Origin of the sequence: Pseudooceanicola spongiae, assembly GCF_014899185.1 — a bacterium.
Lineage (GTDB): Bacteria > Pseudomonadota > Alphaproteobacteria > Rhodobacterales > Rhodobacteraceae > Pseudooceanicola > Pseudooceanicola spongiae.
This window is the reverse complement of record NZ_CP045201.1, coordinates 473,452-496,887: the sequence shown is the minus strand read 5'-3', so window position 1 is coordinate 496,887 and position 23,436 is coordinate 473,452. Positions and strand designations below refer to the sequence as shown.

The window sequence follows — 23,436 nt, the reverse complement described above, 5'->3', positions numbered from 1 at the left end:
ATGCCTGCCGCACCCCGTGTCCTGCTGATGAACCCCAACAGCAACGCCGCCACGACCGAGGCCATGGTGGCGATCGCGCGCCGCGTGCTGCCGGGCGTGCGGGGCTGGACCGCCCCCAGCGGCCCCGCCCTGATCACCACGCTGGACAGCCTCGCCGCGGCCGCCAGCGTCGTGGGCGGCGCGCCGATCCCCCCGGGCATCGGCGGCATCATCGTCTCGGCCTTTGGCGATCCCGGGCGCGCGGCCCTCGCGGCGCGCCTCTCCATTCCCGTCGTCGGCATCGGCGCGGCTGCGGCACGCGCCGCTGCGCAGGGTGGTCGGCGCTACGCCGTGGTGACGCATACACCCGCGCTGGTCACCGGCATCGACGCCCTGATGCGCAGCTCTGCCCCCAACGGCGCGTACCTCGGCACCTTCCTGACCAACGGCGACCCCGATGCGCTGTCGCACGATACCATCGCGCTTGACGCCGCTCTGCTGGCCGCCACCCACCGCGCCCATGCCGCAGGGGCCAAGGCCGTGATCATCGGCGGCGGCCCCTTGGGCGAGGCCGCAGAGCGCTTGCGCCCGCTTGCCCCCTGCGCTCTTGTCGCGCCCATCCCCGAGGCGGCACGCGGCCTCGCTCTTCTCCTTCAGGACACCGCATGACCGATCTCAACGCCTTTGCCGACGCCCTGATCGCGGCGCATCGCAGCGGCACCCGCGCCGCACCGGACGCCCCCGCACCCGCCACCTTGGCCGAGGCCTATCAGGTGCAAAGCCGCATCATCGCTGGCCTTGCCGATCTCGGCCCCGTCGCCGGGTTCAAGACCGCGTGCAAATCCGCAGCCCCCCCGACCATGGCCCCCATCCGCGCCGAATTCACCCTGCCCTCCGGCGCCGAAGTGACGCTTGGCGACGAGATGGGGATCGAGCTTGAGGTCGGCTGGAAGATCATCGCCCCGCTGCCCGACCCAGCGGAGGCCGGGTTCGACGCCGCCCTGCTGCGCTGCATCCAGCCCGTCCCGGTGATCGAGCTGGTCGATACAAGGCTCAGCGGTCCGCGCGCCGAAGACCCGCTCGCCAAACTCGCCGACTTCCAGATCAACCACGGTCTGATCATCGGCACGCCCCTCGCCAACTGGGACGGACGCGACTTTGCCACCGTCACCGCGCGGATGCAGGCGGGCGACACCCTGCTGCTCGACGGCCCTGCCGAGGTGCCCGGCGGCTCTGCTCTGGCCACCCTCGTGGCGCTGCTGGGCCAGATTGGCACGCATTGCGGTGGGCTTCAGGTCGGTCAGATCGTCATCACCGGATCGCTGCACCCGCTGACCTATGTCCGCGACACCTGCGAAGTGCGCGGCCAGATCGACGGGCTGGGCAGCGTCTCCCTCACCCTGCGCTGAGCGCCAGATCCGGCCAGCGGAACGGCGGCGCGACGCCCTCCGCGATGGCCATCAGGCTGGCCTCGCTGCCCATGCGCCCGATCAGCTGCACCCCGACCGGCAGCCCCTCGGGTACCGACGCCGGAAACGCCACCGCCGGCAACCCTGCGGCATTGACCCAGCCGGTATAGACCGCATGGCCGCGTGGGCCGACGTCATGGCCATTGATCTGGGGCGGATAGGCCTGATCCGCAGGCCAGGGGTAGGCCGCACTCGTCGGCATCAGCACAGCGTCATACCCCCAGAGATCGCGCGCCGCCTCGCGCAGCGCATAGACCCGGGTCAGCACGTCATAGAGGTAGGCCGCGTCATAGCTCTGGCCGCGCTGCGCCATCTCGCGGTATTTCGGCGCAGCCGAGGCGGCGACCTCCGGATCGGCGGCAAACAGGCGGGCCAGACCGATCTCGGCGATGCTGCCCCAGACCGCGTTCAGCGGCTCCAGATCGACCGGCAGAGGCCCGGGCGTGATCGTGTGACCGGCGGCCTCCAGCTCAGAAACGCACTGTTCAAATACCGACGCGATACCGACGTCATACCGATGGTCCGAAATCGCCGCAACGGCGAGGATCCTGCGCGGCCCGGGGCGCACCGTTTCATGGGCCTTCTCGCTCAGCAGCGTATCGATTGCCCGCAGGTCACGCAGCGATCGCGCGACAGGGCCAACCACTTCAAAATCCAGCAAAAGTTGCGCCAGCCCCCCGGCGCGATGGACATGCCCGATGCCCGGTTTCAGCCCAAACAGCCCGGTGTAGCCCGCCGGACGCCGGATCGATCCGCCGCCATCCGTGGCCAGCCCGGCAAAGGCCATGCCCGCCGCCACAGCCGCCACCACCCCGCCCGAAGATCCCCCCGGCGTCAGCCCCGGCGCGAAGGGATTGCCCGTCGCCCCGAACGTCTGATTTCCGGTATACCCCTCGACTGCGAACTCCGGTGTATTCCCTTTGCCCACAACGATAATTCCGCCCGAGCGCAGGCGCTGCACCGGCGCTTCGTCGCCCGCGCACACCCGCCCCGCCAGCACCCTGGTGCCCCAGGATGCCGCCATTCCGGCCACGCAGAGGTTGTCCTTCACGATCACCGGCACCCCGTCCAACGGGCTGAGCGCCCTGCCCTCACGCCAGCGCCGGGCCGCCCGCTCCGCTTCGCCACGCGCCTCCGGGCCCCGGCAGGTATAGGCATTCAACATTGGCTCCAGCAGATCCATCTGCGCCAGACAGGCCTCAAGGGCGTCCACCGGATCCGTCTCGCCTCTGGAGAATGCCTGTGAAAGTGCCGTGGCATCCATTTGCCAAAGTGCATCGCAGGTCATGGCGCGCCCCTTCTAACCCTTTACACTTTCGGTGATATCGCTCTGAAACCGATCTGGATACGACAAGCCCGCAGGGCCAGGCGCGGATCGCGCGCTCTTCGTTTTCCCGCCGCCCAAACAGGCAAACCGACGCGAAAATCCCGAGTTTTGCAGATCGCACTGCGCCAAAAACAGTCTCGGCCAACCCGGCACTGTCGGCACCCCTCTCGGCGCCAAGAAAGTCCGTGACGGCCCGCCCGGCGCCAGTTTTAGGCCTTCAGGATTAGTGGCAGTGCACCCGACCGACGGCTTTTTCCATATGGCAGCACTGTCCCGGAGGGGAGCTTTTGCGGCACCCGCCGCCATGCGCCGATGCAGGTAGCGAAAGCGAGGTCACAAAGAGGATGGAAAGCGCGAAGCTCAAAAGTGCTTTGATCACAACAGGAAGTCCTTAGGGAACGTGGATCCGAGCAAGGGGCTCAGCAAACAGTCAGCGGGAACAAGTCCCTCTCTTCCAGCCAAAATTAACGAGATATTAACCTTTACGCCGAAAGGAACTCACGTCCAGCGAGAATGTTTGCGTCAAATTTCCCCATTTAGAACGTTTCCTTCCAGATCAGGCCGGGAGGATTGCTCCGGCTTGGCTTCCTGTCTCAAGTCACAGCAGATCCTGTGCCCGTCACACGCGGCACGCAGCACCCCTCCACTCGGCACAAAGCGCATTACGAGAGGGGCCACAGGACAGGCCAACCAGCCTAGCGTTCCAGATCGCTCGCTGTCTGCGGCACCCAAAGATACGGGTGGAAGGGACTCGCCAGTACGCAGATTAGGGGCAGGCGGGCGGAGGCTTTCGGCACGTGATCCACCTCAAAAGGTGGCGTGCTGACGGCTATCCCGGCCTTGTAGAACCATCAAAAGGCTTGGCTATCGACCCGCAAGGGCTTTGTCGCCAGTCACCTTTTGGCTGGTTCACCGGCTTTGTCGCGCTGGATGACGGCACTTTCGACAGAGGACTATCAAGTGTCCCAGCCCTAGGCGCTGCCTGTCATAGCGACTGACACTGCAATTTTCGCAGCCACGGTTTGTCAGCGGAGCCGACGCAGACGCGCCCAGAGAGGAGCGGTTCACACGCCACTGACTACTCGATTTTGCACTCTCGGTACCGCGGCTTGCCAGCGCTGATAGCCTGCAACGACTGCGACCTCTCGCACATGCGGGGCGCTTTTTCCTTGCACTCCTATACTCGGGCAATCACCTCAATCCCTTTAGAAAAGAGAAGAAACGACTGTCATTCACGCGACTCCAGTTGACTCGCAATCCCGGCAGGCTGGTGTCCTCGGCCGCGCGGAACAAGGTGCCCGGTGCAAGGAAGATCCCGTGTCCCGCCGCGGCATGCGCGACGTCAAGATCATTCGTCCCCTCCGCCAATCGGATCCAGCCATACAGCCCTCCGGAGGGAGGCGCGAACAGACTGAACCCCAGCTGCTCCAGCCTGCTGATACCGTTGCTGCGCTCACGCTCCAAACGCCTCGCCAGACTGGTGCGCACCTTCTCGTAGCGACGCGAGCGTATGATCTGAGCGATCAGACGCTCGGTGTAGCTGGAGCTGTTGACCACCAGGATCATCTTCAGCTCGGCCAGACTGTCTGCAATCTCGGCACTGGCAATGATGAAGCCGGAGCGTAGCGAGGGTGACAGGATCTTCGAATAGGTGCCGATCTGAATGACTCGGCTGAACTGATCCAACTCGGCCAGACGCGTGCCACTGACCCCGGGCAGATCGATGAACGGATCGTCGTCTATGATCAGCATGTCGCGCCGTGCTGCCACCTGGAGGATGGCATGGGCCGTCGGCAGGTCAATGGAACACCCCGTCGGGTTCTGCGCCAGCGACTGTGTGAAGAAGAGGCGCGCCCCGTGCAGATCCGCCAGAGCCGCAAGCGCAGCAGGGTCCGGGCCGCGCGGCGTTCTGGGCACACCGACGAAGGTAACACCAGCCAACGTCAGCTTGGCGAACAGCGGATAGTACCCCGGGTCGTCCACCAGCACGGTGTCGCCCGGCCGGGTAAAGCGGCGCAAGACCAGATCCAGCGCATGGTTGGCACCAAAGGTCGTGACAATCTGCGCCGGAGAGACCTCAATTCCGGCCGCGATCTGGCCGGCGGCGATGCAGTCGCGCAGCGCCAGCAAGCCATGCGGCGCACCATAGCCGACCTCCTCATGGGTCAGCGTCACCGCTGGCGCACTGGTCAGCAACCAAGCCCCCGGGGGACGCCCGTCGCCCACCAGCACAGTATAGGGCCGGTCAAGCTGGGCGTGCAGGAGGCTGATGTTGTCGCTGGCCTCCTGCAGGTTCAAAGGCTCGGCATTGGCGGCCAGCCTGCGCGTGACATAGAATCCCGCCCCCTGACGCGACGCCGCAAGGCCATGGGCGACCAGCCTGTCATAAGCTGTCACCACGATGTTTTTCGAGGCATCGAAATGCGCCGCCGCCTGGCGAATGGACATCAGCTTGACGCCCTCGGCCAGCTCGCCGGCTTCGATCCGCTCACGCAGGGCATGAAAAATCCGGTCTGTCTTTGTCTGAGCCATGGCCAAGTGTACCCGGAATTGAGCAGGTACAGTACAGAGACATTTCCTCAAACTGTACCAATACATACCCGCCCCTCTCCGCGATAACTGCCGCAACATGAAGGAGGAGCGTTCATGACCAGCCCCACCCCGGACACCCCCGACGTCAATTCCCGCATCGAAGGCATGCGCGACATGGACCCCGCCACGCGTCGCCGCGCCATCATCGACTGCGCCAATCTGGCCCCATCCGACGATGCCCTGCTGGCGGGCGCTGGCGCCCTACCGCTCGAGATGGCCAATGGCATGATCGAGAACGTCATCGGCACCTTCGAGCTGCCCATGGGGGTCGCCACCAACTTTACCGTCAACGGCCGCGACTACCTGATCCCCATGGCGGTCGAGGAGCCTTCGGTCGTCGCTGCGGCGTCCTACATGGCCCGGATCGCGCGGGCGGGCGGCGGATTTACTGCCAGCAGCACCTTGCCGATCATGCGCGCCCAGATCCAGGTTGTCGGCCTCAGCGATCCTTACGGCGCCCGCGCCCGCCTGCTGTCACAGCGCGACACCCTGATCGAGATGGCCAATTCCCGCGACACCGTGCTGGTCGGCCTCGGCGGCGGCTGCAAGGATATCGAGATCGAGGTGTTTGCCACCTCGCCCATCGGTCCGATGGTCGTGCTGCACCTGATGGTCGACGTGCGCGACGCCATGGGCGCCAATACCGTCAACTCGATGGCCGAAATGCTGGCCCCGAAGGTCGAGCAGATCAGCGGTGGCAAGGTCCGCCTGCGCATCCTGTCCAACCTCGCCGATCGCCGTCTTGTCACCGCCAGCGTGCGCATCCCTGCCGAGGCGCTGACGACCAAGACGCTGGCCGGCGCCGAGGTCGCGCAAGGCATGGTCGAGGCCTGCGCCCTCGCCCTCATCGACCCCTACCGGGCGGCCACCCACAACAAGGGCATCATGAACGGCATTGATCCGGTCGTCGTCGCCACCGGCAACGACTGGCGCGCGATCGAGGCGGGCGCACATGCCTATGCCGCGCGCTCGGGGCGCTATACCTCACTGACCACCTGGGAAATTGCCACCGATGGCGCGCTGATCGGCACGTTGGAAATGCCGATGGCGCTTGGCATCGTCGGCGGTGCCACCCGCACCCACCCCGCCGCGCAGGCCTCGCTCAGGCTGATGCAGATCACCTCGGCCCAGCAGCTGGGCGAAGTGACGGCGGCTGTCGGGCTGGCCCAGAACATGGCCGCCCTGCGCGCGCTCTCGACCGAGGGCATTCAGCGCGGGCACATGGCCTTGCACGCCAGAAACATCGCAATTACCGCTGGCGCAGCCGGCGCAGAGATCGACCGGGTCGCAAAGGCCCTGGTTGCTGCGGGCGACGTCAGTGTCGCACACGCAAAAAAGGTGCTGGAGGGCGCCTGAACTTCAAATAAGGGAGGATACACGATGACTATGTCCAAAAGGCGCGCATTCCTGCGGCTTGGGGCGGCGGCTCTGGCTGCGCCCGCACTTCTGACAGCCGGCAGGGCCCGCGCGGCCGACGGTACGAAATGGCGCATGCAGGCCCTCTGGGGCGGCGGCACCACTCCGATGATCTACGAGGAAGCCTTCTGCGCCCGCGTCGCCGAGCTGACCAACGGGTCGCTGGAAATCACGCCCTTCGCGGGCGGGCAGATCGTGCCTTCGGCGCAGGCCTTCGACGCCGTGCGCGGCGGCGCGTTCGAGATGATGAAGACCTTTGATGGCTACACCGCTGGCAAGATCCCGGCGCATGGCTTTTCGTCCACCGTGCCCTTCGGCTTTCCCGATCCCGACCAGTACGAGGCGTGGTTCTATGAACGCGGCGGTCTGGAGCTGGCGCGCGAAAGCTATGCCCCCGCCGGGCTGACCTATATCGCCCCGACGGTCTATGGTCAGGAACCGATGCACTCGACCGTACCGATCCGCACGATCGCCGATCTGAACGGGCTGAAGGGCCGCTTTGTCGGCCTCGCCGCGGCGGTCATGGGGGATTTCGGCGTTGCCGTCTCGCCTCTGCCCACGTCCGAGGTCTATTCCGCCCTCGACAAAGGCCTGATCGAGGTTGCCGACCGGGGCGACATCAAGGCCAACTACGAAGAAGGCCTGCAGGAAGTCGCGAAATACCTGATCCTGCCCGGCATACACCAGCCCACCACCGCCACGTCCTATGTCGCCAACACGCGGGCCTATGACGCGCTGGATGACCAGCAGAAGGCCGCCCTCGCCGTCGCTGCGCGCGAGATTTCCGGCAGTCTGCGCCAGAACATCATCGTCTCGGATGGCGAATACCTCAAAAAGTACCAGGACGCGGGCGTCGAGATCATCGATCTCGATCCGGTGGATATCGCCGAGGCCCGCAATCAGGCGGTGGAATCCTGGAAGAAGGCCGCAACGGACAATCTGTCGACCCGCATGATGGAGTCCCAGGTCGCCCTGATGCAAGAGCTGCGCCTTCTCTGAAGCCCCCAAGACGCCGCGCCCGACGGGCTGCGGCGTCCCCTATGTGGAGCGGTCCATGATCTTCCTGTGCCAGCGCATCACCGCGCTCAACCGTTTGCTGTTCACCGGGGCGAAATGGCTGGTCTATGCCATCGTCCTGCTGATGCTGTGGGAGGTGCTGTCGCGCTACCTGTTCAACAGCCCGACCTCCTGGGCGCCCGAGCTCGCCACCCTGACCTTCGGCCCCTACTTCCTGCTGGGCGGCCCCTACCTGCTGCACCTCGGCGGGCACGTCGCCGTCGACATCATTTCTGAAAAGGCGACCGGCAGCTTTGCCACCGCGCTGAAACTCGCCGGGCTTGTGCTTGCCGCCGTCACCGGCGCGATCCTCCTCTGGTTCAGCCTGCCGCTTGTCTGGCAGTCCTTCAGCTATGGCGAAACCAGCTATTCCGCCTTCAACCCGGTGATCTGGCCCGCCAAGGCGTTTCTGCCGCTGGCCGCGCTGTTGCTGCTGTTGCAGGCACTGGCCGATGTCGGGTTCACCCTCTCCTCCCAAAAAGAAGCCGCATGATGGAAAGCACACTGATCCTCGCGTTCATGTTCCTCTCGCTCATTGCCTTCATGCTCAGCGGGGCCGGTCTGGCCTTCGTGCTCGGCGCCATCGCCTTCATCTCGACGATCCTGCTCTGGGGCCCCTCGGCGCTGATCGTCGCGGTGCTGAACACGTTCGAGACAATGACCTCGGAATCCCTGATGGCGATCCCGCTTTATGTGCTGATGGCCTCGATCCTGCAGAAATCCTCGATCATCGACGCCCTCTATGATGCGATGGAGACCTGGTTCTCCGGCGTCAATGGCGGGCTGGCGGTTGGCACCATTGCCATCTGCACGCTTCTGGCTGCCATGACAGGGGTCGTCGGCGCGGCCGTCGCCGCCATGGGCATCCTCGCCCTGCCCGCCATGTTGTCACGTGGCTATTACCCGCCGCTGGCGCTTGGGGCGATCTGCGCCGGGGGCACCCTCGGTATCCTGATCCCGCCCTCGGTCGTGACCATCGTCTATGCCATCACCGCCCAGATCTCGATCGGCAAGATGTTCGCCGCCGGGATCGTGCCCGGCATCATCCTGGCCTCGGCCTACGTCCTCTACATTCTGGTGCGCACCTGGCTGAACCCCGCACTCGCCCCGAAGCCGGATCAAAGCGTGCCGATCCCGCTGCGTGTCAAACTCTCCAAGCTGAAAAGCCTGATCCTGCCCGCCTTCGTCGTCGTCGGTGTGCTGGGGTCGATCTACGCCGGCATCGCCACCCCGACCGAGGCCGCAGCCGTCGGTGTCCTTGGCGCCGCGATCTCGGCCATCGTCACCCGGCGCCTGTCGGCGTCGATGCTGTCGGAGGCCGCGACGGACACCCTGCGCGTCACCGCCATGATCCTGTGGATCACCATCGGGGCGCGGGCCTTCATCTCGGTCTTCGTGGCCACGGGCGGCGCGGACTCCCTGCTCGGCTTCGTCGAGAATCTTGAGGCCTCACGCTGGCTGATCCTTGGCGTCATGGTGCTGGTGCTGGTCTTCCTCGGCCTGTTCCTGGACGAAATCGGCATCATCCTGCTCTGCGTGCCGGTGTTCCTGCCGATCATCATCGCTCTGGATTTCGACCCGCTGTGGTTCGGCGTGCTGTTCATGATCACCGCGCAGATGGCCTATATCACGCCGCCCTTCGGCTACACGCTGTTCTACCTCAAGGGCGTGCTGCCAGAAGGCATCGGCATCGGGCAGGTCTATCGCGGCGTCGTGCCCTTCTTCCTGATCCAGGTCGTCGTGCTGATCCTGTTCGCGGTGTTCCCCGGCCTTGTCACCTGGCTGCCCGAAGCCCTGAACGCCAACGCGAGGTAGCCCGATGTCCGACACCATCACCGTCTTTGAGGTCGGCCCCCGCGACGGTTTGCAAAGTCTGGGGGCGCACGTTGCAACCCAGACGAAAATCGCCCTGATCGACGCGCTGGCCCGCGCCGGGCTGCGCAAGATCGAGGCGACCAGCTTTGTCAGCCCCCCCTGGGTGCCGCAGATGGCCGATGCAGCGCAGGTGATGGCCGGGATCAGTCGTCAGGACGGCGTGACCTATGCCGCCCTGACCCCCAACGAACGGGGTCTCGATCAGGCGCTGGCTGCGGACTGTGACGAGATCGCGGTGTTCGCCTCTGCCTCCGAAGGCTTCAGCCGCGCCAACCTGAACTGCTCGATCGAGGACAGCTTTGCCCGCTTCGCCCCCGTTATCCTCGCGGTTCATCGATCAAATCTGTTCTTGAAACCAAGCTTTCAACTTCGGTGACTTGGACACCGAAGCGGCAGAGCCCGGAGCTATGAATGTCTCCGGACGCGACGCAGATGGCGACACTACAGTTACCACCGGCATATGCTTTGGCAGGGTGTGCAGAAGGTCTTTTTACTGGACCATCAAAAACACGGACTCGCTCTCGGACTTGGCCAATGCGGCCCAAGCAGTGGAGGAGCCTTAGATCAGAGCCGAATTGGCTGCGCCACGAACAGGACCTGCCCCCGGGGAAGCATCACATCGCTGCGTGTCACCTGCCAGCCACTGCACTGCGCCAAATGTGCCACGTCTTCGGCAAGCACATGATATGGCGCGCGAATGTCATGGGTCACGACGCCATCGGGCTGCCGATAGGGCGACATTGCGGTGACGACATCGGGGGCCAGGAAGACCGTGAACAGAAAACTTTCCAGCCGGTCAAACCGGCGAAGGTTTGTCAGGGCGCGCCGCAGATAGGCCATGGTCAGATGCGGAAAGACCGCGAAGGCGATCGCATGCGTGATGATCGCCGGCACACCCGGAAACTCGAAAACCGCATCCTCGACAAGCTGCATGGGGTTCAGCCTCTCCGGATCAGCCAGCTCATTGTCATACCCCGCGAGCAGGATTTTCCGCGAGGCATCCGTTGCCCAGTAATGCCCCGGGTCCAGATAGGGCACGGCCTTGCAGCCCAACCGAAGCGCCCCGGCGCCGATGTCCAGCAGATGATGATGCGGCAAGAGGCCAGCCTCTTGCAGGACCGCCATCTCGATCCGGCCGGTCTCTTCCCAGCGGCCACCGACAATGGCGCGATGCCTGCCGGCGACGATGGCGGAGTCGTAAAAGCCGACCGTTTCATAGGGATTTGTGGACAAGGTTTCAGTATTTCCCGGACAGGTGGGGCGCTGGACGCAGGCCTGTCCTTGCGCCCGGTCAGATCGGCAAGTCAAGACGGCTTTTCAGCCATCCACCCCCGAACGGTCGCGAGAGGCCGCGCTTCGCGACCTTCAACGGACGCCTGTCCTGTTGCATCAGCGATCAGTCGGATGCCGCGACGCCGCATAGTCGCGCAGCAAAGCCGCACGTCGCGGTCGAAACGTCGTGCCTCCGGGGGCAAGCGTTTCGATTCGACCCACATAAAAGGTCCGGTAGTCCTGCCGAAGCTGACAAAACCCCAGCAACATCAGCGACTGCGGACCATAGGACACGCCAAGCGGCCAGATTTCCCGCTCCGTGACACGCTCCTTGAGATCGCGATACCGGATTCGAAGGCTGGTCTCGTCCCAACAGGCCTGCAACAGCACGTCCAGATCGAACGCAATCTCAGGGCGGCTCTGATCTGGCCGCCACCAGCTGCGCAGGGCGCGATGCATGGCCTGGCGGGCCTGCCGGTCCGGCAGCGTCGCGATGATCCGTGCCATCGCGTCGCGCCCCGCCTCGGCCAGCCGCGCATCGCTGAAATGTTCAAGGCTGCTCACCGCCAGCATCAGCGCCTCGATCTCAAACCGCGAAAAGCTCTGCGGCGGCAGCACCGGATCCTCTGTCAACGTATAGCCCAGCCCTGCGGCGCCATCGATCAACAGCCCGCCCGCGCGCAGGGTGGCGATGTCACGATAAAGCTGGCGCTGCGAGATCTCGGTCTCGGCGGCAAGCCGGGCGGCTGTGACGGGCGCTGGCAGCCGCCGAAGGGCCGCCAGAAGGCGCATTAATCGGTCTTGTCGTGCCATATCCTACTGCCGCTTTCTGTCAGCAGCCAAGAGCTACCCTGACGCTCAGGAAATTGAAAGGTACTCTCCATGCCCATACTTTATTGTGCGCCGCAATCGCGCTCCGACACCATCGTCGCTCTGGTGCACATGCTGAAGGCCGATATCGAGATGGTCGAAGTCTCCATCTCGCGGCAGGATGGCTCGGGCGCGCCCGACCCGCGCAATCCGCACCCCGAGAAAAAGGTCCCCTATCTGGTCGACGGCGACCAGAGCGTTCGCGAGCGCGGGGCCATCGTCACCTACCTGACCGATGCCTATCCTGCAGCCGGGTTGGCGCCTCTGCCGGGCGAGCCGGGACGCGGGGCCTATCTGTCCTGGCTGTTTTACTATCAGGGGGTGATGGAGCCCGTGATCGTTCAGCACATGATGGGGATCCATCACCCCGCCCTCACGGCCACTTTTCGCGATTTCGACGCAATGATCGCGCGCCTTGACGAAGCGCTCGCGCGCGGCCCCTTCCTTCTGGGCGCGCGGTTCACCGCGGCCGATATGCTCTGCGCCTCGCCCTTCCAGTGGTTTGCGGGCATTCTGCAAGATCACAAAGCGATCCGGGACTGGGTCGAACGCTGCAGCGAACGCATGGCGATGTAGGGCGCAACTGCCCTTCTCCTCTGGCACAAGATGCCAACCAACGCGCGATCCGGCAGGCCAGAAGTGGCCTCCGGCACCTTCCATAGACTGGGCTGCGCGGCTGACTCAGCGCAGTCAATGAGACGCTGCAAAACAAGCTTTTCCCGCGCCTGAAGATCCGTATTTGGGCGAAATGACCGCTTCATGGCTGAGGCGCGGCAAGCATTCCGCAGCAGATCCGCCCCGCATCTTTCCGGATCATGTCCCAAGATCCGACGGCCCCGACAAAAGCCGAGCTCACCAGACGCCCTTGGTTGCCTGTTGAAGGTATAGGACGAAAGCACTCACCTTCTGCGGAATGAAATGTCCGGACGGATAGACAGCATGAACATCAAGCGGTGCATATTCAAAGTCAGGCATCAGACGCACCAGCTCTCCGCTCTCCAGTTCGGTCTGGACAAGCGGCAATTGTGCCCCGCCCAGACCGACACCTGCGACCAGCGCTTTGGTCAGCGCAAACGCGTTGTTGGCCATGAAAACCGTCCTGACGGGCACCTCCAGAGGCCCGTCAGGACCAATCAGGGGTATCGCGTCCCGCTCGGGGGCGCCGTTGAAGCGGACTTGCACATGGTGCGTAAGCATGGTGGCGTCATCGGGGTGGCCGTTTTCCGCAATATAGGCCGGAGAGGCTACCAGAATGCGCCGCATGCGCCCCAGGCGCCGCACAACAAGACCTGAGGAAGCGAGGTTTCCGAAACGGATCGCAATATCAACAGCATCTGCGGTCAGATCGATGAAGCGGTCGTCCAGAATAAGCTCCACGATCACACCCGGGTGGCTCTTTTGAAACGCGATCGCGACATCGGCAATGTAGCTCTGACCAAAGCCGACCGGCGCGTGAATCCGCAGCCGACCCTTGAGAGCGGCGGCATGCCCCGCCGCGGCCTCGCCGGCTTCCTGCACGGCCTCAAGGATTGCCTGGGCCTTTCGATAGTATTCGGCTCCAGCGTCTGTCAGCGCCATTTGTCGGGTTGTTCTGCGGATCAAGCGCACTTTTAGCAGCTGCTCTAACGCTGCGATCTGCTGACTGATCGCCGATTGCGATACCCCCAGATCCCTGCCCGCCGCAGACAGGCTGCCAGCATCGACGACGCGTACAAATGACGCCATGGCGCGCAGCATATCCATGAATATTCAGAACCTTTGCTTATAAATATTAGAAGATGGAACTCACTTCTGCCACTCATCCTAATGTGTGACGTTTCAGCCAATGCGTTTCAATGAGATTGGGAAGACAACATGCAAAATTCTGAAAAAGTGGCACTCGTCGTTGGGGCAAACGGGGTCATCGGTGGCAACCTGATCGATCACCTCCTGACCCTAGAAGACTGGCGGATCATCGGCCTGTCGCGGCGTGGTGGCCCATCGACGGATCAGATCACCTATATTCCTGTCGATCTTCTGGACAGACAGGAAACACAGGCCAAGCTCTCCCATCTCACTGATGTCACGCATATTTTCTATGCCGCCTATCAGGACAGACCCTCCTGGGCGGAGCTTGTGGCGCCCAACCTCGCGATGCTGAAAAATGTCGTCGAGGTGATCGAAGCCGTGGCCCCGGGATTGCAACACATCAATCTGATGCAGGGCTACAAGGTCTATGGTGCCCACCTTGGCCCCTTCAAAACGCCCGCGCGCGAAAGCGATGCCAACCACATGCCGCCGGAATTCAACATTGATCAGCAGGATTTCCTCGACGCGCGGCAGGTTGGCCAGACCTGGTCCTGGTCTGCCCTGCGCCCCTCGGTTGTGATCGGGTTCGGCTTGGGCAACCCCATGAACCTCGCGATTGCCATCGCAGTCTACGCGACACTCTCCAAGGCGCTTGGCGTGCCGCTGCGGTTCCCCGGCAAACCGGGAGCCTACGACAGCCTGATCGAAATGACAGACGCCGGCCTGCTTGCCCGCGCCATGGTCTGGGCGGCAACCACACCCTCCTGCGCCAATCAGGCGTTCAACATCACCAACGGCGATCTGTTTCGCTGGTCGGAAATGTGGCCGAAGATCGCGGCGTATTTCGACCTGCAGATCGCGCCGCCGCTGCCGATGACCCTGTCGACACTCATGGCAGACAAGGCAGATCTCTGGAGCCAACTCGTCACGGAGCATGCGCTTTCAGAAGCCTCATATCAAAACGTATCGTCCTGGGCGTTTGCTGATGCGGTCTTTAGCTGGAACTACGACTTTTTTGCAGATGGCTCCAAAGCAAGACGCCATGGCTTTCATCAGCACATCGACACAGAAGCGATGTTCATATCTGTCTTCGAAGATCTGAGAGCGCGCAATATCATCCCGCCAAAAGGCTAGATCCCGTCTGGCTGTGTGCAGCAGGTACTGCGCACAGCCCGTCAATTTTCGCAGTCTCCGCACCGCGACCACCGGCATCCTCGCCAACTCAACCAAGGCTAACGTGCGTCAGTGCATCGAGCAGGGCTCCGTGCGAGCACACTTTCGACACCCTTGCATGGGCGGCGCTGACGCTCGGGCTACTGGCTTGAACGGGGTCTCGCGCTGCGTCGAAAGCGGTGCGCCCCCTTGATCGGCGCGACTGTCGCCTGATCCAAAGCCAAGTTGAAAGAGCAGCATGACAGTCTTACACGACCTCCTCGCGAGTCAGCCCTTGTTGGCGCTCTTTTTCACCATCGCCCTTGGCTATTTCGTCGGCAAACTGAAGGTCGGTACTTTTGTCCTCGGCGGCATTGCTGGCACATTGCTGGTGGGCGTGGTCATTGGCCAGCTCGACATCCAGATCGCCGGCGGCATCAAGTCGATCTTCTTTGCATTGTTCATCTATGCCGTCGGCTTTCAGGGCGGTCCGCAGTTCTTTCACGCGCTGAACCTGCGCTCGCTGAACCAGCTCACCTCGGCCTTCGTGATGTGCCTCGTCGGCCTGATCTGTGTGCTGGGGGCCGCCTGGATGTTCGGGCTGGATCGCGGCATGGCAGCAGGCCTGGCCGCCGGCGGGCTGACACAATCGGCCATTCTGGGCACGGCGGGCGATGCGATCGCAAAGCTCGGCCTCGCGCCGGATGTCACCAAGATCATGCAGTCCAATATCGCCGTCGGCTATGCGGTCTGTTATATCTTCGGCTCGCTCGGGCCGATCCTGATGGTCAGCTGGTTCCTGCCGCTGATCATGAAATGGAACGTCCGCCAGGAGGCCATCAAGCTGGCGAAAACCATGTCCGGCGGCCATGCCGAGCTTGATCCGGGCGAATTCAACGCCGTGCGCGCGATTGATACGCGCATCTATCTGATGGGCCCCGACAGCCCCGCCATCGGCAAGACGCCCGCGGCCCTGGATGAGCAGCTCTCGGACGCCGCCGTCGAAGCCATCTTCCGCGAGGGCGAGATCATCACCCTCGACGCAGACACGACCCTGCACGCGGGCGACACCGTTGCCCTGACCGGCAACATCGCGGGCCTGGAAACCGCCGTCGGGGTTCTGGGGCGCGAAGTTGTCGCCCCCGATGGCCTGCTGCTGGTGCTTGAGCGGCGCGAGATCATCCTGACCAATCGCACCCTCAGTGGCCGCGCGATTTCCGACATCCACGATAGCGTCAACGTCGCTACCCGCCGGGGTGTCTTCCTGACGGCCGTCAAGCGGATGGGGCGCGATCTGCCCCTACTGCCCAAACTTGAACTGAAAAGCGGGGATGAGCTGCACTTCACCGGCAGCCCGGCAGATCTCGACCGGGTGCAATCCCGGATCGGCTACAAGATCACGGCGGCCGAGGTCACTGACTTCATCTTCTTCGGCATCGGCATGATGATCGGTATCCTGATCGGCATGGCGCATTTCACGATCTGGGGCGTGCCGATCACCATCGGCAGCGGCGGCGGTTGCCTGCTGTCGGGCCTGCTGTTCGGCTGGCTGCGCAGTGTGCATCCACGCTTTGCCGCCCTGCCCTTCGGTGCGTCGAACTTTCTGCGAGACTTCGGGCTGGCCGTCTTTGTCGGGATCGTCGGCATCGCCGCCGGCCCGCAGGCGCTGGTCGCGATCCAGCAATACGGGCTGACGCTGCTGCTGCTGGGCGTTGCGGTCACGCTGATCCCGCAGATCGTCACCTTCTTCTTTTCCTACTACGTCCTGCGCATCCGCAACCCGATCGAGGCTCTGGCCTGTGTCGCGGGTGGGCGCAGCGCCAACCCCGCCTTCGCCGCCCTGCTGCAAAAGGCCGGAAACGCCACGCCGGTCGTGTCCTTCACCGTCACCTATGCGGTCGCCAACGTGTTCCTCACGCTCTGGGGGCCGATCATCGTCGGCGTCATCACCAAGAACGCCACCCCATAACCTCGAAAAGGTCCAGATCACTCTCATGCCAGACACAAATTACAGTCGTTTTGCGCAGCTCAGCCCTTTCGAACTCAAGGACGAATTGATCTCCATCGCGTCCTCGGATGCCCAGCGCCTGATGCTGAATGCAGGGCGCGGCAATCCGAACTTCCTCGCCACCCTGCCCCGCTGGGCCTTTCTCAGCTTGGGCGATTTCGCCCTGCGCGAGGCCGAGCGGTCCTATTCCTACCTCGACAGCGGCCTTGGCGGCTTGCCTGAGCGCAACGGCATCGTTCAGAGGTTCGACGCCTATGCGACCCACCACCGCGACAGCGACGGGATCATTTTCCTGCGCTCAGCCATCGCTTTCGTGAAGGATCAGCTGGGCCTGAACCGCGATGACTTTCTGTTCGAGGTGGTCAGCGCCTTTCTCGGCAGCACCTACCCCACGCCGCCCCGGATGCTGACCCATACCGAGGAGATCGTGAAAGCCTACCTCTCGCAGGAGATGTTCGGCCCGACGCCCCCCGCCGGCAGCACATCGCTGTTCGCCACCGAAGGTGGCACAGCCGCGATGGCCTATATCTTCCAGACGCTGCACGCGAATTTCCTGATCAAACCCGGCGACAAGATCGCCATCGCGACCCCGATCTTTTCGCCGTACCTCGAGATTCCGATCCTGAGCGAATACCAATTGGACATCATCGACATCTGCATGGATCGCACCGACGACTGGCAGTTGCCGCAGTCAGAGCTGGACAAGCTGCTCGACCCGGCGATCAAGATCTTCTGCCTTGTGAACCCCAGCAATCCGCCCTCCTCGAAACTGTCGGACGCCGTGCTGGATCAACTGGCCGCGCTGGTGCGCGATCACCGGCCGGATCTGTTCATCGTGACGGATGACGTCTATGGCACCTTCGCCGACGATTTCGTCTCGGTCTTCGCCAAGTGCCCCTACAACACGCTCTGCGTCTATTCGTTCTCGAAGTACTTCGGCGCGACCGGCTGGCGCCTCGGGGTGATCGCCCTGCACGACGACAACGTGTTCGAGGCCGCCCTCTCCGCGCTGCCAGAGGATACGAAACGCCGTCTGGACACCCGCTACGCCTCCCTGACAACCGAGCCGCGGGCGCTGAAGTTCATCGACCGGCTGGTCGCGGACAGTCGCGCGGTGGCCCTCAACCACACCGCCGGTCTCTCGGTGCCCCAGCAGCTGCAGATGGCGCTGTTTGCCCTACATGGCCTGATGGACCGCGAACACCGCTATAAAGATGCGGCGAAACAACTGATCCGCAAAAGATACCAGACCCTCTACAGCCACATGGGGATCGAGGCCCGGCATCTGCCAGACGACGTCAATTACTACACCCTGCTGGACCTTCAGGAGATCGGTGGCGATCTCTACGGGGCAGAGTTCAAGGCATGGTTCATCAACAGTGATCTTGGCCTCAGCTTCCTGTTCCGCCTTGCACAAGAGACCGGTGTCGTCCTGCTGCCCGGCAAAGGGTTTGAGGTCGTCGACACCTCCGCACGCGTCTCTCTCGCCAACCTCACGGAGATTGAATACGCCTCGATCGGGCGGTTCACCCGGCAGGTTCTGGACGAATGCTACGCGGATTTCAAAGCCGCCTGAGCTTCGGGCCAAGCCCCTCGCTTTCGCCCCTCTCATGCCCCGGCACGCCGTCGTGCCGGGGCAAATTGCAAGGTCTGCGCGCCTCACTCCCGGCGCAGGACTATGGACAAAGCCCCCCAAGTCCAACACCCTCGGGCACGCAGTGCGTGACACCAGAGAGAGTGCGTTCGGCAGAGAGGCGCCCGCGCTGCCCCCTCTCTCTCCCCCGGCAAGGAAAATCCGACCGATGCCTTCAATACCCTTGCCGTTTATCGTCACGGCCGTATTGCTCGGTCTTCTTGCCCGGATGCTGGGCGCGCAGCGCAAGCAACCGCTGTTCCTGCTGTTCGTGGCCCTTTGCGCGCTGCAGACGGGTCTGGTGGGGCTCCGATGGAGCCTGGATCTCAGCTGGGTGAAGTTTGTTCAGCCGGTGTCTGCAGCCTGCCTGCCGCCCCTCGCCTTCGCAGCCTTCGACGGCCTTCGCGGCCGCAAGGTGTCGGCCCGCATCCTGTTCTGGCCCGTCTCGGTCGTCGTTTTGTGGTTTGTCCTGCCTGTGGCGATCGACGCGGTCCTGATCACTGAATTTGTCGTCTTCGGCCTGCTGATCCTGCGGCTGAAACTGCCCGACACTGCACTGAGCCAGATCCGGATCGGCGATGAGTGGACGGTCGGCAGGGCACGTTATGGTGTTGCGATCCTGCTGATCCTCAGTGCGCTTGTTGACACGATCGTTGCGCTGGACCTCGCAGGGCGCGCGGGGACAACGGCCGCACCCGCCATTGCGGCCATGATGGGGCTTATTCTGGTTGCTCTCGCCGCAGCGCTGTTCGGGCGCGCCGGTGAAACCATCGTGGACAGCGATGTCGCACCCCCTCCCGACAAGACGCAGGCTGACAGCACCCCCTCGGAAGAGGTCGATCAGGACATCCTTGCCCTCGTCGAAACGGCGCTTGAGGCCGGTTTGTATCGCGACCATGATCTGACGCTGCAACGCATTGCCCGCCGGACCGGCATCACGGCGCGCAAAATCTCGCACGCCGTGAACCGGGGTCATGGAACGACTGTGACCGATCTGGTCAACGGATACCGGGTCCGCGAGGCCATGCGCCTTCTCAGAGACAGCGATCTTCCTGTCACTCAGGTGATGCTGGACGCCGGCTTTCAAACCAAGTCGAACTTCAATCGCGCCTTCAGAGCGACTGCAGGGCAGACTCCAACTGCGTACCGGCGTTCAGAAAGCGCAGGATGATCGCCGCGATCTCCTGGTGCAGGGTGGCTCGCGGTGCGGTCTCGCCCTGACAGACATAGGCGTCTTCCTCCAGGATCTCCTCAGCGCCCGGTTTGCACTCGCTCATAAAGGTGAAATGCGTCGCCCCGATCATTTCCGCGTAGCGCGAGGTTGCAGCCGGCAGGCGCTGGCTCTGCATCCGCGACTCCCAGCCGAGCGGCAGCCGGGGATCTTCGATGCCAGCGGCCAGAGCCAGAACAGGGATCGAAAGGTCCGCCAGACTTTCGGGCGTAAAGCCCTGAATCCCCTCCATATCCAGCAACACCGCCGCCGTGATCCGGGGATCTCTGGCCGAGGCCGGGGTTGTGCTCTGGCCCGCGCCGCCGTCGCGATAGAGCAGGCAGACCAGCTTGTCGGTGCTCCCCCCACAGGCCTCCATCAGACGCGGACCGGAAAATACGCCGCCCGCCATCATCAACGCCGTCGATCCCCCGAGGGAATGCCCTATCACTGAGATTCGGCTTGCATCGATGTGCGCGGCAAACTCTGCGTCTGCCAGCAGGCCGTCCAGCACACGCGACATCTGCTGCGGACGGTCGGCGGGGTGCAGCGCCCAGGACGGGTCCATATCGCCAAAGGTCGTGCCCGGATGACTGGGCAGGACGGCGATATATCCGGCCCGCGCCAACTCTTCCGCCAGCCAGATCTGGTTCCTCCAGAGGCCGCTATAGCCATGCGACAGCAGCGCCACCGGATGGACACCGGCGGCAACGGCGCCATCGCGGACCACGGGCACGCCAACAAAGACCGGATTGTCCGCAAGCAGGCTGGTGGGGGCGGCACTGCTGGTGGGATAGAGGACCACGGTCTCGATCCCGGGCAAATCAAGCGTGCCAGCCCCGACGGGCAGAGGCCCGTCGCTGGCCGCAACGGCGCCCGCCCATCCAAGGACGGCAAGTATCAAGCTGAGAGTTTTCATGAGGGTTCTCCAAAGACAATGAATGCCTCAGTCCTGCCAGAACACCCGTGGTCGCGAGACCTTGATCGCGATAAAGCACCTCAGAAATATGCAGGACGTTCGGTTTTGCCTCCCCGCTTCGGCCCCCCCCGTCACGACGCCCTCCCCGGCTGCCTTGGCGAAACACCGTCAGACAAGCGCCGCCCCAGACCTATCCGGTCGGTGACGATGTCGCGCAGAGTGGCAGGGTCCTGGCATGTTCACGCAGCGCAAATTTCTGGATCTTCCCCGTTGATGTTCTGGGGATCTCCATGAAGATGAAGCGACCGGGCACCTTGTAGGCTGCCAACTGGGCGCGGCACCACGCCTTCAGGGTGTCGGCATCCGTCTGCTGTCCTCTGGCCAGCTCGACAAAGGCGCAGGGGGTCTCTCCCCACTTCTCATGCGGCATCGCCACCACGGCGGCCACAGCCACCGCGGGATGACGGTACAGCGCTTCCTCGACCTCGATGGAGGAGATATTCTCGCCCCCCGAGATGATGATATCCTTTGAGCGGTCCTTGAGCTGGATATAGCCATCGGGATGCACGACGCCCAGATCACCGGAATGGAACCAGCCTCCGGCAAAGGCCGCCTCCGTCGCCTCGGCATTGCGGAAATAGCCCTTCATGACGACGTTGCCCCGAAACATCACTTCGCCCATCGTCTCGCCATCGCGCGGCACCGGCATCATGGTGTCCGGGTCAAGCACGTCCAGCTGTTCCAGCGGCAGATAGCGCACCCCCTGACGGGACTTCAGCGCCGCCTGCTGCGCGGGGGGCAGATCAGACCAGCTGTCGTGCCAGTCATTCACCACCGCCGGGCCGTAGGTTTCGGTCAGGCCATAAAGGTGCGTGACGTCAAAGCCCGCCGTCTTCATCTCGGCCAGCAGCTTTTCGGGCGGGGGCGCTGCGGCGGTGAAAAACTGCACCCGCTGCGCAAGGTCGCGTTTCGCGTCCTCAGGGGCCGAAATCATCAGCGACATGACAATCGGCGCACCGCAGAGATGCGTGACACGCTCTTCCGACAGCGCGCTCCAGATCGGTTCCGCCCGCACCTGCCGCAGGCAGACGTGGGTGCCGATGATCGCCGACAGCGTCCAGGGAAAGCACCAGCCATTGCAGTGAAACATTGGCAGCGTCCAAAGATAGACCGCATGTTTGTGCATGGACGAGGTCAGCGCATTGCCCTGCGCCAGCAGATATGCCCCGCGATGATGCGTGACCACGCCCTTGGGATCGCCCGTCGTCCCGGAGGTATAGTTGATCGCAATCGCGTCCCACTCGTCCTCGGGCATCAGCCAGGCGAACTCCGGATCCCCGTTGCCAAGAAAGGCCTCATAGTCGAGGACGCCCGCATCGGCACCTGGCCCGTCAAACTCCGCATCATCATACTGGATCACCAGGGGCCGGGCCTTTGCCAAGGCCAGCGCGTCCTGCAACAGCGGCATGAACTCGCGGTCCACGATCACCACACGCGACATCGTATGATCGAGCTGAAACGCGATATTGGCGGCATCCAGACGGGTGTTGACCGAATGCAGGACGCCTCCGCTCATCGGCACACCGTAGTGGCACTCCAACATCGCGGGTGTGTTCGCCAGAACGACCGACACCGTGTCGCGCCGCCCGATGCCGTTCTGCGCCAGCGCCGACGCGAGCTGCCGCGCACGGGCATAGAAAGCGCCGTAGCTGCGCCGCAACGGGCCATGCACGATCGCCGTATGCTCGGGAAACACGCTCGCGGCGCGCTCCAGAAAGGTCAGAGGCGTCAGCGGCTGGTGGTTGGCGGGCCTGCGCTGCAGGCCGATGTCATAGGGGCTATCACTCATGGGATCAGGCATCCTGCCATTCGGGTGTGCGTTTTTGAAGGAAGGCGCCAATGCCCTCTTCGGCGTCGCGGGCCAGCATGTTGTCGACCATCACCCCCGAGGCATAGGCATAGGCGTCGGACAGGTCCATCTCGCGCTGCGCGTAATAGGCGCGCTTGCCGGTGGCCAGAGTCATGCTGGATTTGGCGGCGATCTTGCGGGCCATCTCCATCGTCGCCTGCCGCAGGGTCTCCGGGGCAACGGCGCGATTGATCAGCCCGATTTCCGCCGCACGGCGGGCCGGGGTCATATCGCCGGTCAGCAGCATTTCCATCGCGTGCTTGTCGGCCACATTGCGCGACAGCGCCACCATGGGGGTGGAGCAGAACAGCCCGATATGCACCCCCGGTGTGCTGAACTGCGCGGTATCTGCGGCCAGCGCAAGATCACAGCTGGCGACCAGCTGACAGCCTGCTGCAGTGGCAACCCCCGTCACCTCGGCGATCACCGGCTTGGGGCAAGTCACAATCGCTTGCATGACACCGGAGCACATCACCATCACCTTCGCGAAATAGGCCCTGCCGCCATCCGCATCCGCCCGGCCCGCGGTCATTTCCTTAAGGTCATGCCCGGCGCAAAATGCCGGTCCGTTCGCCGTCAGAACCATCACGCGCACCGCAGGATTGGAACCAGCCTCGCCGATCGCCGCCGCCAGAGCCGCCAGCATCGCCTCGGACAGGGCATTGCGCCGAGGCACGTCATTCAGCGTCAGGCGCAAGATGCCGTCGTCATCCAGCGCGCGCAAAAGGATATCGTTTTCCATTGTGGTGTCTTGCAAGGGTAAGATCCTTCTCAACTCGCGCCAGAATTCCGCATGTGCCTTTGTCACCAATCCAGCCGTCGCGGCCCGCCTCGTCGAGATTTGGTTTTCCCGTTGTCCCGGCCAAAGCCATGTTCGCCAGCCAGCACACTTCGGCAGAGACGGCAAAGCCCATCTCCACGAAACTGGACAGTGCCGACGCGACTGCCTGCTCAGTCTCCT

The 23,436-nt window shown here is 63.6% G+C and carries 20 protein-coding genes; 12 read left to right on the top strand and 8 right to left on the bottom strand.

What is annotated here, in order from left to right:
• Together F3W81_RS02335 and F3W81_RS02330 are read left to right on the top strand one after the other, a co-directional pair.
• Complete coding sequence (locus F3W81_RS02335) at positions 1-648, top strand: aspartate/glutamate racemase family protein (protein ID WP_226941819.1); 648 nt, start codon at positions 1-3, stop codon at positions 646-648.
• Complete coding sequence (locus tag F3W81_RS02330; RefSeq protein WP_193082074.1) at positions 645-1,388, top strand: hydratase; 744 nt, start codon at positions 645-647, stop codon at positions 1,386-1,388. The genes F3W81_RS02335 and F3W81_RS02330 overlap by 4 nt, the downstream gene beginning before the upstream one ends.
• On the opposite strand, the gene F3W81_RS02325 is transcribed toward F3W81_RS02330, so the two are convergent.
• Together F3W81_RS02325 and F3W81_RS02320 are read right to left on the bottom strand one after the other, a co-directional pair.
• Positions 1,375-2,736 (bottom strand): amidase, encoded by a 1,362-nt coding sequence (locus tag F3W81_RS02325; RefSeq protein WP_193082073.1) that lies wholly within the window; start codon positions 2,734-2,736, stop codon positions 1,375-1,377. The genes F3W81_RS02330 and F3W81_RS02325 overlap by 14 nt on opposite strands.
• A gap of 1,230 nt (positions 2,737-3,966) precedes the next feature.
• A complete protein-coding gene (locus F3W81_RS02320; protein ID WP_193082072.1) occupies positions 3,967-5,307 on the bottom strand; it encodes an aminotransferase-like domain-containing protein in 1,341 nt (446 codons plus the stop codon).
• A gap of 114 nt (positions 5,308-5,421) precedes the next feature.
• Here F3W81_RS02320 and F3W81_RS02315 point away from each other — a divergent pair, with 114 nt between their 5' ends.
• From F3W81_RS02315 to F3W81_RS02295, 5 genes are read left to right on the top strand one after another with little or no spacing between them, the layout of a single operon-like run.
• Positions 5,422-6,723 carry a hydroxymethylglutaryl-CoA reductase, degradative gene (locus F3W81_RS02315; protein WP_193082071.1) on the top strand — a complete coding sequence of 434 codons (1,302 nt, stop codon included), beginning with the start codon at positions 5,422-5,424 and terminating at the stop codon, positions 6,721-6,723.
• Positions 6,724-6,747: 24 nt separating this feature from the next.
• On the top strand, positions 6,748-7,782 hold the full coding sequence (dctP, locus tag F3W81_RS02310; RefSeq protein WP_193082070.1) for a TRAP transporter substrate-binding protein DctP: 1,035 nt from the start codon (positions 6,748-6,750) through the stop codon (positions 7,780-7,782).
• Between the two features lie 55 nt (positions 7,783-7,837).
• Positions 7,838-8,332 carry a TRAP transporter small permease subunit gene (locus F3W81_RS02305; RefSeq protein ID WP_193082069.1) on the top strand — a complete coding sequence of 165 codons (495 nt, stop codon included), beginning with the start codon at positions 7,838-7,840 and terminating at the stop codon, positions 8,330-8,332.
• Positions 8,329-9,654 carry a TRAP transporter large permease gene (locus F3W81_RS02300; RefSeq protein ID WP_226941818.1) on the top strand — a complete coding sequence of 442 codons (1,326 nt, stop codon included), beginning with the start codon at positions 8,329-8,331 and terminating at the stop codon, positions 9,652-9,654. Before F3W81_RS02305 ends, F3W81_RS02300 begins: the two co-directional genes overlap by 4 nt.
• A gap of 4 nt (positions 9,655-9,658) precedes the next feature.
• Positions 9,659-10,090, top strand: a complete 432-nt coding sequence (locus F3W81_RS02295) for a beta/alpha barrel domain-containing protein (RefSeq protein ID WP_193082068.1) — start codon at positions 9,659-9,661, stop codon at positions 10,088-10,090.
• Between the two features lie 188 nt (positions 10,091-10,278).
• Here the strand turns inward: F3W81_RS02295 and F3W81_RS02290 are convergent, their stop codons facing one another.
• Together F3W81_RS02290 and F3W81_RS02285 are read right to left on the bottom strand one after the other, a co-directional pair.
• Complete coding sequence (locus tag F3W81_RS02290) at positions 10,279-10,947, bottom strand: class I SAM-dependent methyltransferase (protein WP_193082067.1); 669 nt, start codon at positions 10,945-10,947, stop codon at positions 10,279-10,281.
• Positions 10,948-11,103: 156 nt separating this feature from the next.
• Entirely contained in the window at positions 11,104-11,799 is a 696-nt protein-coding gene (locus F3W81_RS02285; RefSeq protein WP_193082066.1) for a helix-turn-helix transcriptional regulator, read from the bottom strand.
• Positions 11,800-11,868: 69 nt separating this feature from the next.
• On the opposite strand from F3W81_RS02285, the gene F3W81_RS02280 reads away from it, so the two are divergent.
• The gene (locus F3W81_RS02280) at positions 11,869-12,432 is read left to right on the top strand and encodes a glutathione S-transferase family protein (protein WP_193082065.1); all 564 of its coding nucleotides are present in this window, start codon (positions 11,869-11,871) and stop codon (positions 12,430-12,432) included.
• Between the two features lie 276 nt (positions 12,433-12,708).
• Here F3W81_RS02280 and F3W81_RS02275 read toward each other — a convergent pair whose 3' ends face one another.
• Positions 12,709-13,599 (bottom strand): LysR family transcriptional regulator, encoded by an 891-nt coding sequence (locus F3W81_RS02275; protein WP_193082064.1) that lies wholly within the window; start codon positions 13,597-13,599, stop codon positions 12,709-12,711.
• Between the two features lie 111 nt (positions 13,600-13,710).
• Here F3W81_RS02275 and F3W81_RS02270 point away from each other — a divergent pair, with 111 nt between their 5' ends.
• From F3W81_RS02270 to F3W81_RS02255, 4 genes are all read left to right on the top strand, one after another.
• Entirely contained in the window at positions 13,711-14,778 is a 1,068-nt protein-coding gene (locus F3W81_RS02270) for an SDR family oxidoreductase (RefSeq protein ID WP_193082063.1), read from the top strand.
• Positions 14,779-15,055: 277 nt separating this feature from the next.
• Positions 15,056-16,765 (top strand): aspartate-alanine antiporter, encoded by a 1,710-nt coding sequence (gene aspT / locus F3W81_RS02265; protein ID WP_193082062.1) that lies wholly within the window; start codon positions 15,056-15,058, stop codon positions 16,763-16,765.
• Between the two features lie 25 nt (positions 16,766-16,790).
• Entirely contained in the window at positions 16,791-18,380 is a 1,590-nt protein-coding gene (locus tag F3W81_RS02260) for a bifunctional aspartate transaminase/aspartate 4-decarboxylase (protein WP_193082061.1), read from the top strand.
• A 34-nt stretch (positions 18,381-18,414) separates the two neighbouring features.
• Positions 18,415-19,608, top strand: coding sequence for a helix-turn-helix domain-containing protein (locus F3W81_RS02255; protein WP_193082060.1), 1,194 nt, complete (start codon positions 18,415-18,417; stop codon positions 19,606-19,608).
• On the opposite strand, the gene F3W81_RS02250 is transcribed toward F3W81_RS02255, so the two are convergent.
• The 3 genes from F3W81_RS02250 to F3W81_RS02240 all read right to left on the bottom strand — a co-directional run bounded on the left by F3W81_RS02250 (position 19,550) and on the right by F3W81_RS02240 (position 23,217).
• Complete coding sequence (locus F3W81_RS02250; RefSeq protein ID WP_193082059.1) at positions 19,550-20,566, bottom strand: alpha/beta hydrolase family protein; 1,017 nt, start codon at positions 20,564-20,566, stop codon at positions 19,550-19,552. The two genes, F3W81_RS02255 and F3W81_RS02250, sit on opposite strands and share 59 nt — an antisense overlap.
• 190 nt (positions 20,567-20,756) lie before the next feature.
• Positions 20,757-22,415: an acyl-CoA synthetase gene (locus tag F3W81_RS02245; RefSeq protein ID WP_193082058.1), complete on the bottom strand. Its 1,659-nt coding sequence runs from the start codon at positions 22,413-22,415 to the stop codon at positions 20,757-20,759.
• 4 nt (positions 22,416-22,419) lie between these two features.
• A complete protein-coding gene (locus F3W81_RS02240) occupies positions 22,420-23,217 on the bottom strand; it encodes an enoyl-CoA hydratase (protein WP_193083573.1) in 798 nt (265 codons plus the stop codon).
• Positions 23,218-23,436 lie beyond the last annotated feature (219 nt).